General features: G+C 59.6%; 11 protein-coding genes and 2 pseudogenes. 4 read left to right on the top strand and 9 right to left on the bottom strand.

Annotated features, from left to right (window positions below):
• Positions 1-87: 87 nt before the first annotated feature.
• The 6 genes and pseudogenes from ABIE67_RS49950 to ABIE67_RS49925 all read right to left on the bottom strand — a co-directional run bounded on the left by ABIE67_RS49950 (position 88) and on the right by ABIE67_RS49925 (position 6,269).
• Positions 88-501: an SsgA family sporulation/cell division regulator gene (locus ABIE67_RS49950; protein ID WP_370271104.1), complete on the bottom strand. Its 414-nt coding sequence runs from the start codon at positions 499-501 to the stop codon at positions 88-90.
• Between the two features lie 412 nt (positions 502-913).
• Entirely contained in the window at positions 914-1,477 is a 564-nt protein-coding gene (locus tag ABIE67_RS49945) for a DUF2637 domain-containing protein (RefSeq protein WP_370271207.1), read from the bottom strand.
• 159 nt (positions 1,478-1,636) lie between these two features.
• A complete protein-coding gene (locus ABIE67_RS49940; protein ID WP_370271103.1) occupies positions 1,637-1,867 on the bottom strand; it encodes a hypothetical protein in 231 nt (76 codons plus the stop codon).
• 1,064 nt (positions 1,868-2,931) lie between these two features.
• Entirely contained in the window at positions 2,932-4,038 is a 1,107-nt protein-coding gene (locus ABIE67_RS49935) for a glycosyltransferase (protein WP_370271102.1), read from the bottom strand.
• A gap of 1,108 nt (positions 4,039-5,146) precedes the next feature.
• Positions 5,147-5,245: pseudogene (locus ABIE67_RS49930) on the bottom strand (IS5/IS1182 family transposase); the annotation flags it as partial.
• Between the two features lie 73 nt (positions 5,246-5,318).
• Positions 5,319-6,269 (bottom strand): aldo/keto reductase, encoded by a 951-nt coding sequence (locus tag ABIE67_RS49925; protein WP_370271206.1) that lies wholly within the window; start codon positions 6,267-6,269, stop codon positions 5,319-5,321.
• 1,544 nt (positions 6,270-7,813) lie between these two features.
• Here ABIE67_RS49925 and ABIE67_RS49920 point away from each other — a divergent pair.
• The 4 genes and pseudogenes from ABIE67_RS49920 (at position 7,814) to ABIE67_RS49905 (ending at position 10,735) form a co-directional block, all read left to right on the top strand.
• Positions 7,814-8,677 carry an RNA polymerase sigma factor gene (locus ABIE67_RS49920; RefSeq protein WP_370271205.1) on the top strand — a complete coding sequence of 288 codons (864 nt, stop codon included), beginning with the start codon at positions 7,814-7,816 and terminating at the stop codon, positions 8,675-8,677.
• A gap of 64 nt (positions 8,678-8,741) precedes the next feature.
• Positions 8,742-9,962, top strand: a complete 1,221-nt coding sequence (wecB, locus tag ABIE67_RS49915; RefSeq protein ID WP_370271101.1) for a non-hydrolyzing UDP-N-acetylglucosamine 2-epimerase — start codon at positions 8,742-8,744, stop codon at positions 9,960-9,962.
• Positions 9,963-10,006: 44 nt separating this feature from the next.
• Positions 10,007-10,165 (top strand): annotated as a pseudogene (locus ABIE67_RS49910) (transposase); the annotation flags it as partial.
• A 192-nt stretch (positions 10,166-10,357) separates the two neighbouring features.
• Positions 10,358-10,735 (top strand): hypothetical protein, encoded by a 378-nt coding sequence (locus ABIE67_RS49905; RefSeq protein WP_370271100.1) that lies wholly within the window; start codon positions 10,358-10,360, stop codon positions 10,733-10,735.
• Between the two features lie 224 nt (positions 10,736-10,959).
• Here ABIE67_RS49905 and ABIE67_RS49900 read toward each other — a convergent pair whose 3' ends face one another.
• The 3 genes from ABIE67_RS49900 to ABIE67_RS49890 form a co-directional block, all read right to left on the bottom strand.
• Entirely contained in the window at positions 10,960-11,361 is a 402-nt protein-coding gene (locus tag ABIE67_RS49900) for a DUF6009 family protein (protein ID WP_370271098.1), read from the bottom strand.
• Complete coding sequence (locus tag ABIE67_RS49895; RefSeq protein WP_370271204.1) at positions 11,358-12,785, bottom strand: phage/plasmid primase, P4 family; 1,428 nt, start codon at positions 12,783-12,785, stop codon at positions 11,358-11,360. Before ABIE67_RS49895 ends, ABIE67_RS49900 begins: the two co-directional genes overlap by 4 nt.
• A 77-nt stretch (positions 12,786-12,862) precedes the next feature.
• Positions 12,863-13,978, bottom strand: coding sequence for a bifunctional DNA primase/polymerase (locus tag ABIE67_RS49890; RefSeq protein WP_370271097.1), 1,116 nt, complete (start codon positions 13,976-13,978; stop codon positions 12,863-12,865).
• Between the last annotated feature and the right edge of the window lie 628 nt (positions 13,979-14,606).

Below are 14,606 nucleotides of genomic sequence, written 5' to 3'. Positions count from 1 at the left end.
CCGCTCCAACCGCAAACCATGGCGAGACCGTGCCGTCACACCGCCCAAGCAGGTCACCGTCCCAACTGACGAGTACGGCCCCGTCGTTCAAACCTCATCCAGAAGCGCCGCCAGGCTATGCTCCAGTGCCGCGTTCGTATCCTCTCTTCCCGCAGCGACCACCCTGTACGAGTCCTGCAGGAAGCGGCGAAGAACAGGCGTCTCGAAGCGAACCATGGCCAGTCCTTGCGAAGTATCCAGCTCTACGATCGTATGGAAACGACCACACGGCCAGATCCGCACATCACCGATTCCCGCAGGAGCGCGCAACCCCTCCGCCAGGAGATCGCGGGCGAAAGACCAAATCATGCTTCTGTCGTTGTAAAAAACGTCGGGCAAGAAATGCACATGAACTGCGAACGGGTCGGCGGACGCGTAACGCAGCGACACGGGTACTGGGATCTGATGGTTCTCACCTGTGATGAGCCGGACACGGGTCGGCTGCTTGAGGGTCACGTCCACGGTCGGAGCACCCTTCTGCTTTGAGTCGGGCACTTGTTGATCTGCACGTACGACCCAGCGAAGTAACCACCCATCAAAGAATCTGAACATACCTACGCGATCTGCGCCCCTTCAATCTGGGCCTGTTTCGATGTCGGGTAGGACCATTCACAGTGCGCTGCTGCCGACGAAGGCCGTTCCGCACTGAACGGCTCCATCCGCAGCGAGGGTGTGACGATCCGTTCCCTTGCTCCGGACCATCGAATGCAGAGCCACCCATGCCCTGACCTGCAACGTTCCCGTTGTTCCGCTGTTCCCTTTGATCTGGGCGGGGGCGGGTTGTCGGCACATGGCCCACAACGCCCTCCCCGCTAGCCGCAGTGCTGCGGCACCTCAATACTCCGCACGTGGCATCGCGGGGCCGCATCAATCCTCACTGCCCCGGGCGCTTCACACCTCTGACTGCATGTCGCGGTCGGTGCCTGTACGACAGTTGGCCGGCCAACTCCTGGAAACATGCCAAGGCGGTGATGGGCGGGATTCCAGCAACAGCCATCATGAGAATCGACTCCGTTGAATTCCCGACGCAGAGTCCTACGGTACCCGCAGAAGCTGTCACGAGAACGGCCCATGACCAACGAGCGGTTCGCCCCTGAAGAGCGGCCCGCACGATGGCAAAGCCCGCTGCAATCCATGGACCGTACAGCATCCAGGGCCACCATCGCGCGATTCCCGGTGACATAAACAAAGAGGCGACACCACGCAACTGACCGTACGAGTACGAAATAGACCAACAGATCATACTCATCGTGCACACAAAAATAACCACGATAAGAATGGCAGTCAGATGTAGCCGTTTCGACTGAGGACGCCGTCGATTGACTGGAGATTTTCGCAGTTCAGGACCCGATCGCACCGAATGAGACAAACCTAACCCGGGTGAACCGTCCAAAATCTGAGCCAATTCCTTATCGGGATCCCAGTCCCCGCCAATCATCCCTACATCGAGACCATTCCAGCCGTGCCGCCCCTTGAGGCACTCGTAATGGTTACAGCACCGCCCCGTGGAATTATAGTCAGGTGGATGCGGGAACCGAGCGCCGTACGGATCTGACTCGTTGTAAATCTCACCCATGCCATACCTTTCGAACATGGTTCACTTCGCCGCATCTTGATTGTGTTCGTCGGCATGGCTTTCATCCGTCCGATCACTGGACGGCCCTTCCGCGCCATCGAGATAATCACTTTCCATCCGGCGCAGCTTCTCCAAGAGTTCTTCGAGTAGATCCGAGCATTGCTGCAGGTCTTCCCGCGCGTTCCGTTCGAGCCGGGCACCTGACCCCTGATCGCCCGCATCGGCCGTCGCGGGGAGCTGTCGAACCTGCATCTCAGTCTCGTTCCCGCTCTCCCGCACCTCCACTTGCGATCCCGGCAAACAAGTCCTGGTTACATGATTATTTCTCCAAGCCACGGTTTCCTAACGACCAACATGAGCCTGAAGATATCCAGCTTTCGGGGGAACTTTGGCAGCACTATAACCATGCGGTCAGATCAATTAATTCCGAGCATCACAGCAGGCCACGACCACGGGAGCGCCGTCGCCCGTTCTTGGCAGACGAACCGGGCGGCCCAACAGAAGCTTTCACCTGGATCACAGGAGAAGAGAGATGCGGCCCTGGAACAAGTGCCCCGTACATGTCGCCACAGCAGCGCCCAGTACAGCGGCGTGCAGGCGCGTGAGCTGCAACGTTCCCGACGTTCCCCTGTTCCCGTTCTCTGCATCGCAGGCTGCCGTCAGAAAAGCTGGCGCACACCCACCAGTGCCGGCCGTTTAGCGCATACCCACGAGCTGAAAATACTATCCGCACGGGAAGCTTAAATGCGATGGTCGCGTGACTACATGTTCGACTCACTCAGTTGCACGAAAGACGCTGGGTGTGTATACATGACTTCGGCAACCCAGCGAGAAAAGCCCTGCCCGTAATCGCCTACACTGCGATATCGAGTGGGCTTGGATAGCAGGTTCGCCGTTCAATTGACACATCCAGCACGGTAGCTCGTTTGATCACTGCGCCCAGTAGCGCACCTCGGCTCGAGGCCAATATCGCTTCGACCATCCCACCCGAGTGTCTGCTGGCAAGTGCAGGGCTACCCACATACGTGAAACAGCGAAAGGGGTTCTTATACCCATATAGATCTGCATGCCTTTCCTGGGCGGCCCCTGCTATTACGACCGCCTCCCAGAGCAATTAACCTGACTCTGGAGAGGCACGCTTCGCGTGGGCGTTCCGTTGGTCATACAGCAGTGGGAGACTTGCCAGCTCCCCCGGCCGCCACACCAAGTCACACAGCATCATTCGCTGCACCGGTGGGGTGATCAGGTGCCTCTTACTCCTTCCTGGTAAGAGGTACCTGCCACGTCGCCTTCACGTAGCGCTCTGCGCCGGCAGCTCAGCTATTTCGCCTTTTGCGACCATACAGCTCGCACAACCTGTCCGACTGGATCGCCCGACTATTGATTCGAAAGGCGCGTCGGAAACTTTCGCATTGAATTCTCCGATCAGCCGGGGACCGAAGCATACGCATCACAGTGTCGGCCAGAGCCTCCGGTGTTTGTGCCAGGCCGGCGATCCTCAAGGCCCGTAGGGCAGGGATCGAACGGGCTGCGATGGGCAGGCCGGTGGCAGCCGCCTCAAGCAGCATGTCACAGCTCCCCTCCCAAGCTGCGGTGTGCACATATACGTCGGCAGTACGCAGCAGCCGGATCATGTTCTTGCGTGGCAAGTGCCCTGTGACGCACACCCCCGCATCCTCGAGGAGACGTCTGTAGCGAGGCTCCCCGTCGCCAATCCAGATCCACGAAGCACCAGGGTCGGCCGCTGCTAACGTACGCACGAAGAACTCAGGGTCCCGCTGGGCGGTGAGCGGCCCTATGGCAGCAACGATTCTCCCTGCTTGCCCCAACGGCGGTGCCTCCGTGGACTCAAACGAGCTGTTGGACGGGACATGGGGCACATGCACAAGTTGACCTGTTCGGTGAAGCCTCGCGGCTAGATGCAGCTCACGTAGGCTGCAAGCCGCTACCGCAGCGGCACGGGGCGCAAGCAGGTATTCGACGAAGGCGTTGAGGGCTCGCGCCCCAGCAGAGATATCCCTGCGTTCAAACGTGTAGCAGTGCGGACTGTAGACAATTGACTTGGTCGGGACGGCGCACACAAGGCGGACATAAGCTCCGGCCTCAAACGAATGTGCGTGAACGCGGATCGGTCTTACCTTGGTAAAGGTCTCGGAAATAGCACGCAGCCTGGCACGTACTCCATCGGGCAGCGAGACAATGTGAATCGATCGCACACCAGATGGCAGCGTCAGCGAGCTCAATGAATCCTTCCCAGCGAGCACCCAATGCTCCAGATGGCCGGTAGAGGCCACGTAGTCCCTGAGCGCTGCAGCCGTACTGCGGTCGTTCGAAGCCACGACGTGAAGGACTCGGGCCGCGTCATCGGTGCCATCGCTCGGCTCGGACGGTGTCGAACTTGGGCGGGCAAGTGTCAGGGCCATAGTTCTCACCAAGTAGGAGTGTCGACGGGTTGAGTGTCAGCTAAAAACCCATATCCCAGGCCTTTGCAGCGCTCGATCGCGCGAGCGATTACGCCGCGGCAACAAGCACCTGCAATGTAGCTGTCCCGCATGGCGGAAGCCGGTAAACTCTCCAGTCTTTACGCTCTTCGGGTTGTACGACTCTACGGGCCGAAGTTTCAGGTACGAACGCGCAGGCAGACCTCGGCGGAGAAGCGGTCGACCTCGCTCCTTACTGCCGACGGCAGACACTCCAGGCCATCTCTTTCAGCATGTCTGAGGACTTGTATGCCCACGTCATCCACAGATCGGCGAGCAGCCGGCGGCGGGTGCTCATGTGCCCAAGGACCACAACAGGGGATTTCGCCCCTCACGCCTCGCTGCGAGAGGACGTTCGTTGGGTAGGGACCGACATAGCAGTGGAGTACTCGGATGGCGAAACCGTACGCGTGGTCGTTCGCCGAGGCTCTATGACATGCCTGGTCCTCTCTGCCTTCTCCTTTCGTGTTGCAATCGCATACGCAAGCCCCACGTATGCACAGAAACTTCCCAGGAGCACGGCCCAGATCACTAAGACCGAGACGAAGAGATTCATGATCACGGTAAGCTTTCCGTTCGAAGGCTGCTGAGAGAGACATCAGCGAGGTACAGACGAATCGATGATCCTGCCCGCTGAAGAAAGTCAGCCCATCGCGCGAGGCGAAGTCGTGAATGCAAGTTTCTCGGTGTAATCGACCTGCAGCTCTGCGTTCCCCACTCCTTCGAAAGACACCGAGTACGCAGGGCGTGCATGAGGCATCGTATCTCTTCTGTGAGCTCTAACACAGATACACCCTGGAGTTACATCTGATATGTATCCGACACGCCAGACATGTGTTCAGGTCGTCCTGTCAATGGGCTACATGCAGTCAAGCCACAGCCTTCTCGTCCCACACGTTACTGGGGGAGTAAGAATGATATACGTCGGCCTGGATCTATTACCACACCGGCAATCATCATGCCCGCCCTGCGGCCGAAGGCTTCGCGGGGTCCCGCTCATAGTCGCCCACGCATCAGATCAGGAGGTCCGTACTGACCAGACTGCAGCACGGAGCTTGCAGCGCCGGTCGCCCTCACGGGTGACGACGAGCATGGTCACCCACTCCACGAGCGCATGCGGCAGGTCGACGGCGGCAGGATAGATCACCAACGAGGCCCCCGAGCAACGTGGTTGAGACGTCAGACATCTCGATCAACAGCTCGGGGGCCTCGCTCGTTGCGCGTCATGGACCGTCCCCTGGTCGGTGGCCAGCTCGAAGAAGCTCAGTGATCGTCTCGAGTTCCACAGCGGTGAACGATGTGTGACCTACAGCGGCGCATAGATCTTCCAACTGACTGACGGTTCGGGGAGTAATGACTGCTGAGGAAACGCGGCAGTTGTGTAGAACCCAGCTGAGAGCGAGCTGAGAAAGATTCTGGTTGCGGGCTTCTGCGAGCACGGACAAGTTGTTGGTGACAGACCGCGCGCGAGGCATCCATGGCCGTTGTCCATAGTCTTTGTCTTCGTCCGATTGAACCGTCCAGTCAAGCTCCCCGCTGGCCAATGGATTATCTGCTACGAAACTGACTCTGTATGAGTCGAGAATGTCCAGCAGGGCGTCCTCGGCCCAAGGGTTGAGGACGGAAAACGGGGCCTGGCAAACAATCGGAGGGATTCCGATGTCAGAAAGGATCTCGACAGCTCTTCGGGCCATTGCGGGAGCGTACCCAGCCAGACCTACATAGAGGGCCTTTCCCTGTCTAACTGCGGAGGCCAAGGCTCCCATCGTCTCTTCAAGTGGGGTATTCGGATCGTATCGATCCGAATACAGGATGTCTACGTACTCCAGGGAAAGCCCTCGCAGTACGGCGTGCAACGAGGACAGAAGTACCTTCCGAGATCCAAACCCTACAGATTGCTGCCGCCGAGCTCCGAAGCCAATGTGCGCAGCAAGCACGACATCGTCACGATGCCGGCGCAGGTTCGCGAGGGCACCCTGCATCTGTTTACCCGACCCACCAGTCGTTGCCGCCCAGGAAGCGGGAACGTCGAAGTGTGTGATGCCGAGATCGAGGGCTCGCTGCACGAGCACCCTATGAATTCCGGCTTGTCCCTTGTCGTTTGTACTCCATGGGAGGCCAACGGCAAGGGCCGATACGTGAAGACCGCTGAATCCACAACGCCGGTAGACCATCGGCGGATGCCGTAGCAGGTCGAGCTCGCGAGCCAATGGTACCCCTTGTGTGTGCAGGCTTTGCTGAGGTGGCAGCACAGTCCGGTCGATTCGACGATTCATAAGCTGAAGAGGTCAGCATCCAGCGCCGGTTCTGCAAGAGGCTCCCGCCAGGGCCATGAGCGCGAACGCTGATCGCTACATATTCGCGATGCAGTTTTCTCTGATAGCAGGGCAGAAAATAGAGAGACGTGGCGGCATGTCGGCCGGCCGCCAGGATCGGAGCCAGTCAGGTACGTCTGGTCAAGGCGTCTTTGATGGTGCATGGCGAGTCCATCGCAAGCGACTGGATGCGCAGTCGCGAGGAAGATCACCGATTTTCACCGGCACGTCCGGCTGGGTTGTGCCATGCACCACCTGACCAGGCGTACTCCTCTTACTTGGGTAGCGACGCGGGTTGCAACTGATCGGGTTCAGATCTCAGGCGGATGGAGGACGTCTCACCAAGGATTCGATGCGCCGACACCCGGGAAGGGCCGCCGGCCTGCCCAAGAGATTTCAGCTCCTGTGGTCCTGTCGACTGGCGCGCCTACAGGACTCGTCCAGGCTCGCCGACCGGACTGCTCAGTGTGCTCCCGAGCAAGGTTGACGCTCCAGGATGATCCGAAGTCTCCTTCCTCTAGATGTGGCATCTTCTGCTCAACACACGGCGTGGATGAGCCGAAGGTGGAGCTCAAGGACCTATAAAGAGGTGGCCTCCCTACAGCGACCACTGGAGGGTAGCGATACGAGTTTGCTCCTCGATGACGTGGGATCCGCCGAGCTGTTGGCTTCTCCCGCCGTCCATGCCATGCGATGGCTGCCCGCAGTAGCCGTCAGGGCCAGGTTCCAGAAGGCCAACGGATCCTTCCAGCGGCCGTGGTTGAAGAAAGGTCGGTCCTCACCAGCGAGTTGACGGTGATCCGTTCGGTGGTGTCAAGCGCCATCTTCCTCTGCATCCGTTCGCTTGTCGCCACCTGATCGTCCGGTTAGGAGAAGACAAAACGCCTGTGTCCCGGTGAGCCCTTCCTCCGTTTGAGCCTGGATCAGAGGTGCGTCTGATAAGGAGTCTTACAACGGGGCATCGGACAAGCTCTCCTAGTTCACAGATCAACTTGCGTCCGCCGGTACAGAAGCACCGCAGAGTCATAGATCACGCCGTCGCATTCTTATGCTCCTGGCGTTCTTCCTGGCTCTATGAGCGAACGTGGGAGCACTCTGCCCCTGTGCGAAGAGGGCCGGTTCAGAATCGGAACCTGTTTTCGTGACAGCGACGTCGGAAGAAATATCGTGTTCATGAAGTCCAGCACCGCACATATATACCGGTCAACACACTGCTGAGGGCCTCCTGTTGCTGCCCTGTTCAAGTGGTCGCGCACGGGTCGTACCGGTCTATCTCAGTCCGCTGATCTGAAGCGGATTGGGTTCCCTGATATACGTCCGCTGCTGAGGCGCTAACCAGCGGTGAGGCTCCTCCCTCTTTGGTCTCCCTCGACTCATCCAGAGCTGAACGGCTCAGCGCCTATGTGCTATTTGCCACGTCCAGCCCCAAGCCAAACGAGAGAATTTTCGTGACGAGTCCTCACCCAGGAGCCGTTTTGTCCTACTCGACCAGTCGCCAAGTGTCGCCAGTTGGGCGGCCCGGTTGTCGGGATGCCAATCCCAAGGGGGCGGAACTCAGCGACCAGGAGTTGTCACAATTAGTTCGGAATGGTAACACTGACGCTTTCGCCGAACTTTTCAATCGACACCGGAATGCTGCATTCAGACTGGCATCCATGCATGCTGATGACTCCTATATGGCGCAAGACTTCGTAGCGGAGGCATTTCTTCGAGTGCTGCAAGCTCTTAAGGCTGGCGGTGGGCCTTCAACGTCGTTTCGAAGTTACCTGCTGAAGGTTCTACGAAACGTAGTGGTCGAATGCGGTAGGAGCTCGGGTAGGAATGTTTCCGTTCCAGACGTAAGCATTTATGAGGCAGAATGTGCCGCGTCCGCAGGGAATGAAGCCCTCAAGAAGTATGAACACGGTCTGGCATTGAAGGCTCTTGCCTCCCTCCCGGACAGGTGGCGGACGGTGCTGTGGTGCACCATCGTGAACTCTCAACAGCCAGCGGCAATTGCAGACACGATGGGTATCAGCCCCAACAGTGTTGCCGCCCTGGCATACAGAGCGAAAGAAGGCCTTCGACAGGCCTATCTTACGGTTCATCTGGACCATCAACGGTATTCCGGCCAGTGCTCATACTATGTAGGGCGCCTCGCCGCTTACTCCCGAGGCCGACTAGGCGAATGTGGTTCTACCGAGATGATGCTGCACCTCGACGCATGCAGTGCGTGCAAGACTCTCTATCAGGAAATTATGGAACTGAATGATCTCCTGCATGCATGACGTCCGTCTCTCATTCAATATGGCATAGCCAGATTTCGGTCTTCTTTGGGGCGCTGATCAATTCATGAACGCAAGAAGCGACATTTCCGTGGTGCTGGGCACTCGTCCGGAGATCATCAAATTGGCAGGAGTGATTCGGAACCTAGGAAGTCGTGCCACGGTTATCTATACTGGCCAGCACTACGACGAAGAATTGTCCGACAATTTCTTCCAAGCGTTCAATTTGCCGCGTCCCGATCTGCGACTCACCGGTATCAGTGCTGCGCACCGTAGCATTCAGGTTTCGCAGGCTATGTTTCAGTTAGCCGAATTCTTTCGACGCACGAATCCAAAGTTGGTCATTGTCCAGGGTGACACAAACGCAACGTTATCGGGAGCGCAGGCAGCAAGCTGCTGCGGTATTCCTGTCCTGCACGTCGAAGCAGGCCTTCGTTCCAACGATAGAACGATGCCGGAGGAAATCAATCGCCGACTGGTATCGGTTCTCGCGGATGTGCATTGCGCGCCAACGCCATGGAACGCTGCGAACCTTGTTTCTGAAGGTGTTTCTTCGCACAGGATTCGCGTAACGGGGAACACCATCGTAGAAGCAACGCAAGAGTCCCTACCTGACCCCCAGACGGCCCGCATGTTGCTTGAGAAGCTCGGGCTCAGGGCAAGTCAGTTCATCGTTGCGACGGTTCATCGCCCGGAGAATACAGACGATCCGGAACGTCTATGTGAAATTCTCGACGCGCTTGCAAGTTCCCCTCTCCCGGTAGTTTTCCCTGTTCACCCACGTACGTCCCAGAGTGCTCAGGCTTTTGGGTTGAGCGATCGTCTGGAACGTCTTCGCTGCATTCCTTCGATCGATCACGCAACCTTCCTTTCTCTCGCCAGTCAGGCAAGCTTGCTCGTATCCGATTCTGGCGGAATTCAGGAAGAATGCACGATCATCAAGCGGCCATTGATCGTGATCAGACGGAACACGGAGCGTCCTGAGTCGATTGCAGCCGGTTTCGCCGTTCGGGTGCGCTACAGGCATGAAATCGCCGAAGAAATTGTTCGCATTCTCGCAAACACGAACCTGACAAGCGTTCTTGCCTCTCGGCCATGTCCATACGGCGACGGAAAGGCGAGCAAGCGGATCACGGAAATTGCTCTCGCGATGGCAGATGGAATGGTTCCTCCGTCTTCGGCAGCAAACGACGAATTCTCAAGCTCCGCCGAGTTCGAGGCGTCTCTGGTAGGGATGACAGAAATGGCTCGCCAGCGCTCACCAGTACGACGGGGTTCCCTCGCTTAGGGTCTGTTGCGAAAGTGAATCTTGTTCGTCGGTGATCACGTCTTGTGGGACGTGGGGATCTGACGAACGGCCAATGGGCCCGGCTGGAGCCTCTGCTGCCGACGGGCATCAAGCCGGGTCGGCCGCAGGTGTGGACGCGGCGGCAGCTGATAGACGGCATACGGTGGCGGACCCGGACCGGTGCTCCCTGGCGGGACGTGCCCGAAGCGACGGTGCTGGTCGCAGCCATCAACGAGTGGCTGTGACCAGCACTTTCACAACAAGCCCTAGGCGCTTCGCACAACGCCTCAAGCCCGGGATCACGCCTCGTCTTCCGTCTGACGGATTCTCTCACTGCAGCTTGGCGAGGTTCCTGCCGGCACAGGTCGGGGTGCCTCGTCAAGTCACAAGGAACGATGAATTTGATCCACCTAGCTATTCAGCAAGCTGTTCGATCACAATGTCGCCACAGGATGGGTGCCGTCCTCGTGGCCGGCAGCCGTGTCGTCGTAGCGAGTCCCAATAGATATCGGAATTCACCATCCATTGATCACCGAAACAGTACCTTCCACGCAGAGCACGCAGCGCTCCGCCGCGCCAGGGGAGCGCCGGTCAGCACGGTATTCGTGGCACGTGTTAACGCGGCCCATGTTCCAATGTTGGCGCGTCCCTGCCCACGTTGTGTCGAGAAGCTCTCGCGGGCTGGCGTCGTGAGGGCCTACTACACAGCCGGTCCGACTACGGTGGAGATGCTTGAGATCCCGGAAGCTGCGTCGTCCTTGGTATGTACCTGAAACCTCTATCTGCGGTTGACGCCGCGGCTGGTGTGAGCTTGTTGCAAGAACCAGCGGCCAGGACAGTGGAACGGGGTGCGTCCCTTGTTTTGGGCCGCCAGTTTCATGAGGACTGGAACGGACCGATCCATCGGGGAATGCGATGTCCCCGCGCCCTGCACAGAGGGGATCCTGCATCTCCCGACTCGGTCTGGAGCGCCAGGCGTCGATGACGCCCCACAGCCCTAGAGGGGCAGCGTTATTCCCAGTTCTCGCATCGCTGACGACGGAGGCCCACCTTCAGACCGCTCCGTCTTACGGCCCTTGTTTCCAGGCGCAAGCGTTCGAGGGTCAATGGCTTCGGCAGGGGCCCCGATGGCATAGAGGCCGTGCGGAACACTGTCCCGGTCGTGAGGCAGCAACCAGAAGACTCGGCGGCGAAATGTTCCGGAGGATCGGGATGGTTTCGCTCTCGGATCGAGCTGGGCGTATCCCACCATCCGGCCGGCTCGGTGGTAGGCGGGCCGCCCCTGACGGGTGGGAAGCCGGTCGAGGCTTTGGCGTACATAGTCGAGGTGACTGACGTCCTCAAGCCACACGAGGGCCGTCTCGTCACTGATTTCGTCTTGGGTGATAAGGGAACTCATACCTTCTCCTCAGCGGCGAGCAGTCCAACGCCCGGGTAATATTTGCGCGAGTTGGAATGGATCATCTCCTTGGGCGAAGCGAGCCCAGCCAGTTCACGCGCCCGTTGAGCGAAGGCCCTGGAGGAGATGGCCGTGGCTCCCTCATTTTCGCACCACGTCCTATAGGCCGCATAGAGGCTAGCTTGTTCGACCCTGTACTCAGGACCCTGAGTACAGCATTCGTCGAAGAAGCGGCCCGTATGGTCTTCGGTCTCGGCGTATGCCGTGGTTGCGATGCGAACACGTTCGGGTCCGGTGAGGTCTCGATCACCACCCAGGTAGCGGCGGGCACCGTCGATAAGCCACTTAAGAATGCCTGGGCCCTCCTCGGTGACAAGGATGTCGGCCAGATTGTCGATCTTGCGGTCGTCGGAGACAACCCGTTCGAAGGGGATGAGCCGCATGCGTCGCCAGAAAGCAAAGCCTCCGGTTCCGACCTCTGGCTGATGATTACCCAGCAGCCAGAGTTTGTGTGTGGGTTCAAAACTGAAGAAATCCTGTCGCATGCGACGGGCCTTGATACGGTCCCCGCCAGTAAGAAGCTTGACGCGAGCTTCATCGAACTTGTCACCCGGTTTGACCTCGGAACACACGATGACGCGTCGACCGTGCAGTTCTGCCAGATCGGTCGGGTGGCCCTCATAGGAGCGAGCCATGAGGAAGCCTGGCGGAGCGGCGTCAGCGTAATCACCGAGGAGCTTCATGAGTACGTCCAGCAGGACAGATTTTCCGTTCTTGCCGGCTCCGAAAAGGAAGGGCATGACCTGACCGCCGACGTCACCAGTGACAGAATAGCCGAGCAGCAGCTGCAAGAACCGGATCATTTCCCCCCCATCGGCGTCGTCGCCGAACGTATCGGCCAAGAATCGCTGCCAACGCGGGGTAGGAACCTCTTGCGGCCCAACTGTCGTGGAACGCGAGTGGAAATCCTTCGTCGGATCAGGGGTCTTCACCAGACCGGTACGCAGATCGACAATCCCCTCGGGGGTGCATAGGGCGTAGGGGTCGGCATCCAGGAGTGCGGCGTTCAGCACCATGCCAGGTGCGGATTTGGCCTGCGTGAGCATGGCATTGATGCCAGACGTGGACAATGCACGCCGGCGGTGCTGCTGCAGGGCCTGTGGGTTGTACACGCCGCGGGGATCTGTGAGGGCGATGTTCTCGGCAAGGTCGCCTGCCGCCCACAGCACGGTGTCGTCTTCGTCGATCTGCCAGCGAATGCCATCCCACCGGTACCAGCCGAGGCCGGGCACGTGCTGGTAGTCACTGGCGTACAGCCTGACGAAGAGCTTGGCCATGCCGCGGTCAGTGAGCGTGTCCGGTAGCAACCCGTTCGCGCTTGCCTGGCCAGCCACGAGTTTGTGCCCGCTGGCGGGCGGGGACATAGGAGTCTGGGCAAGGATTTGGGCGGCGACTGCCTGTGGGTTGAAGCCGAACAGGACGTTCTCATTGCCGGGGGCTGTCACGGGCGTCTCCCAAGGTACAGGGGGCGCTGCGCCCCGGCAGTCAGGCCACTTCGGATGATCTGTTCGGCACGACGCTTTTGACCAGGCCGGGCAGCTTCCGCCACATCATGTAAGACACGCTCCGCAATGTTCCACGACATGAGTCCACTCGCTACGATCCCGCCGATCGTGTAGGCGGCGCGGTTGAGACGGCTCGAGAAGCCCGCGCCTTCAGCGACCTGACCGCAGGCAGCAACATCGGCGAGCAGGGAACCGAGGGTCTTCTGCAGACGGCCGTCCTTACCAGTCGCGGCCGAGATGGCCTGGTACGCACGCGGAGGAACGGGACGATGTGCGGGCGTGGGCGGGGCACTCAGGTGACCGGTACGTTCGAGTTCCTGGGCAAGCCATGACGGCAGGAGACCTGGCTCAGCTGCGCCCTCCAAGGGGGTATAGACACCGGCACGGGTTCTTACTCCCGGGGCGATGATGTAACCGCCGTGCGCGCGCACGTCAACCTGCCAGGCGAATGCGCGCCCCGCACTGGAGCCCGTGGAACACTGCCAGCGGCGCAAGTCGCTTTTCTTGTACCAGATATGCAGCCCCCCGGAGGGGGTGCGCACACGCAGGGTGCCGGCATCTTCGGCGGGACTCGGCTGGTTGCGCAGTGCCGCAAGGACGGCCAGCGTGTGGAATCCATTCTGCAAGCCGGTGAGGTCCACCTGGTCTCCGACCGGGATTCCCGGTAGCAGGCGGTCGCGCTCTGGAGGCCGAGTGGCATGGGCGTCAACGTCAATGACCACCAGCCGGGCAGGGCCACAGGCCACCCCCACGCCGAATCCGGGCTTTCTGCCCCACCAGTCCTCAATGCGCTGTAGGTCGAGGGTGGCAGCGTGGAAGCCGTGACACCAGCGGCCGGCTAACCGGCAGGTGCATCCCACCGCTGTGTGCGATGGCTGTCTACAGGCGGAGCAGTTGGCAGCCGGGGTCTTCCGGCCAGGCGCAAGGGGATGGACAGGCCAGCCTTGTCGTGCGCACCATCTGGCGATCTGCAATGGATCGGGAGCAGCGACTGAAACACACGGCGGTTGGTTCCGTGAGTCGCTGGGAGAAAAAGGCAGCTCAGCTGGCATGTAGTCCCTCTATCAGCGACCGAAGCGACTCAACAACGGATGCAGATTAGCGAAGGCGTGGCGGAGTCGCGGGAATCGAGACCACAACGGCCCAGTCGGGCCGATAATACGACCGGCAATCTGTGTTTCAGCGACTCGAAGCGGACGCAGAGACCAGTCTCTCCACGGCAGTTACCTCCCACACGGGCTTGAAGGCCCAGGTCACAGATGCTTTCCAACCTGTGCAGCGACCAAAGCGACTAAGGATCGCCATATATAACGCGCACAGGCACAGACAGAAACCCTCATATGCGGAACCGCTGTTGTTTCAGTCGCTGCGACATGGCGGAGACCCTTGTGACCTGCATATTTCGCGTCTGTGCCGCAGCTACCAAGCAACTTCCAGATCGCTGGCCCTTGGTCGCTGCCGCCACTACGCTCGCCGCGCCTTCAAAACACCGCAGAGCCGCTGCCGTACCTCGCCCCCTCGCATGGGTGAGGAAGATCACCCGCAGACAGTAATGACGGAGACCGATGTTCGGGGTGCGTTCGGACCGCCTTCACAAGAGGAAGTCGTTCGTCCGAAACCGTCGCTCGCGCTACTTCCCTTCAGGAACCCGAGCCCCGCCGTCCGGGAAAAGCCCGGCTT

This window comes from Streptomyces sp. V4I8 (genome assembly GCF_041261225.1).
Classification (GTDB): domain Bacteria; phylum Actinomycetota; class Actinomycetes; order Streptomycetales; family Streptomycetaceae; genus Streptomyces.
This window is presented reverse-complemented; position numbering and strand designations above follow the sequence as displayed.

Excerpts from the sequence above, each read along its gene's own strand:
- ABIE67_RS49945 (WP_370271207.1), bottom strand. The coding sequence starts at position 1,477 with ATGATTGGCGGGGACTGGGATCCCGATAAGGAATTGGCTCAGATTTTG.
- ABIE67_RS49940 (WP_370271103.1), bottom strand. The coding sequence starts at position 1,867 with ATGCAGGTTCGACAGCTCCCCGCGACGGCCGATGCGGGCGATCAGGGG.
- ABIE67_RS49935 (WP_370271102.1), bottom strand. The coding sequence starts at position 4,038 with ATGGCCCTGACACTTGCCCGCCCAAGTTCGACACCGTCCGAGCCGAGC.
- ABIE67_RS49925 (WP_370271206.1), bottom strand. The coding sequence starts at position 6,269 with ATGGTCTACCGGCGTTGTGGATTCAGCGGTCTTCACGTATCGGCCCTT.
- wecB (WP_370271101.1), top strand. The coding sequence starts at position 8,742 with ATGAACGCAAGAAGCGACATTTCCGTGGTGCTGGGCACTCGTCCGGAG.
- ABIE67_RS49905 (WP_370271100.1), top strand. The coding sequence starts at position 10,358 with ATGAATTTGATCCACCTAGCTATTCAGCAAGCTGTTCGATCACAATGT.
- ABIE67_RS49900 (WP_370271098.1), bottom strand. The coding sequence starts at position 11,361 with ATGAGTTCCCTTATCACCCAAGACGAAATCAGTGACGAGACGGCCCTC.
- ABIE67_RS49895 (WP_370271204.1), bottom strand. The coding sequence starts at position 12,785 with ATGTCCCCGCCCGCCAGCGGGCACAAACTCGTGGCTGGCCAGGCAAGC.
- ABIE67_RS49890 (WP_370271097.1), bottom strand. The coding sequence starts at position 13,978 with ATGCCAGCTGAGCTGCCTTTTTCTCCCAGCGACTCACGGAACCAACCG.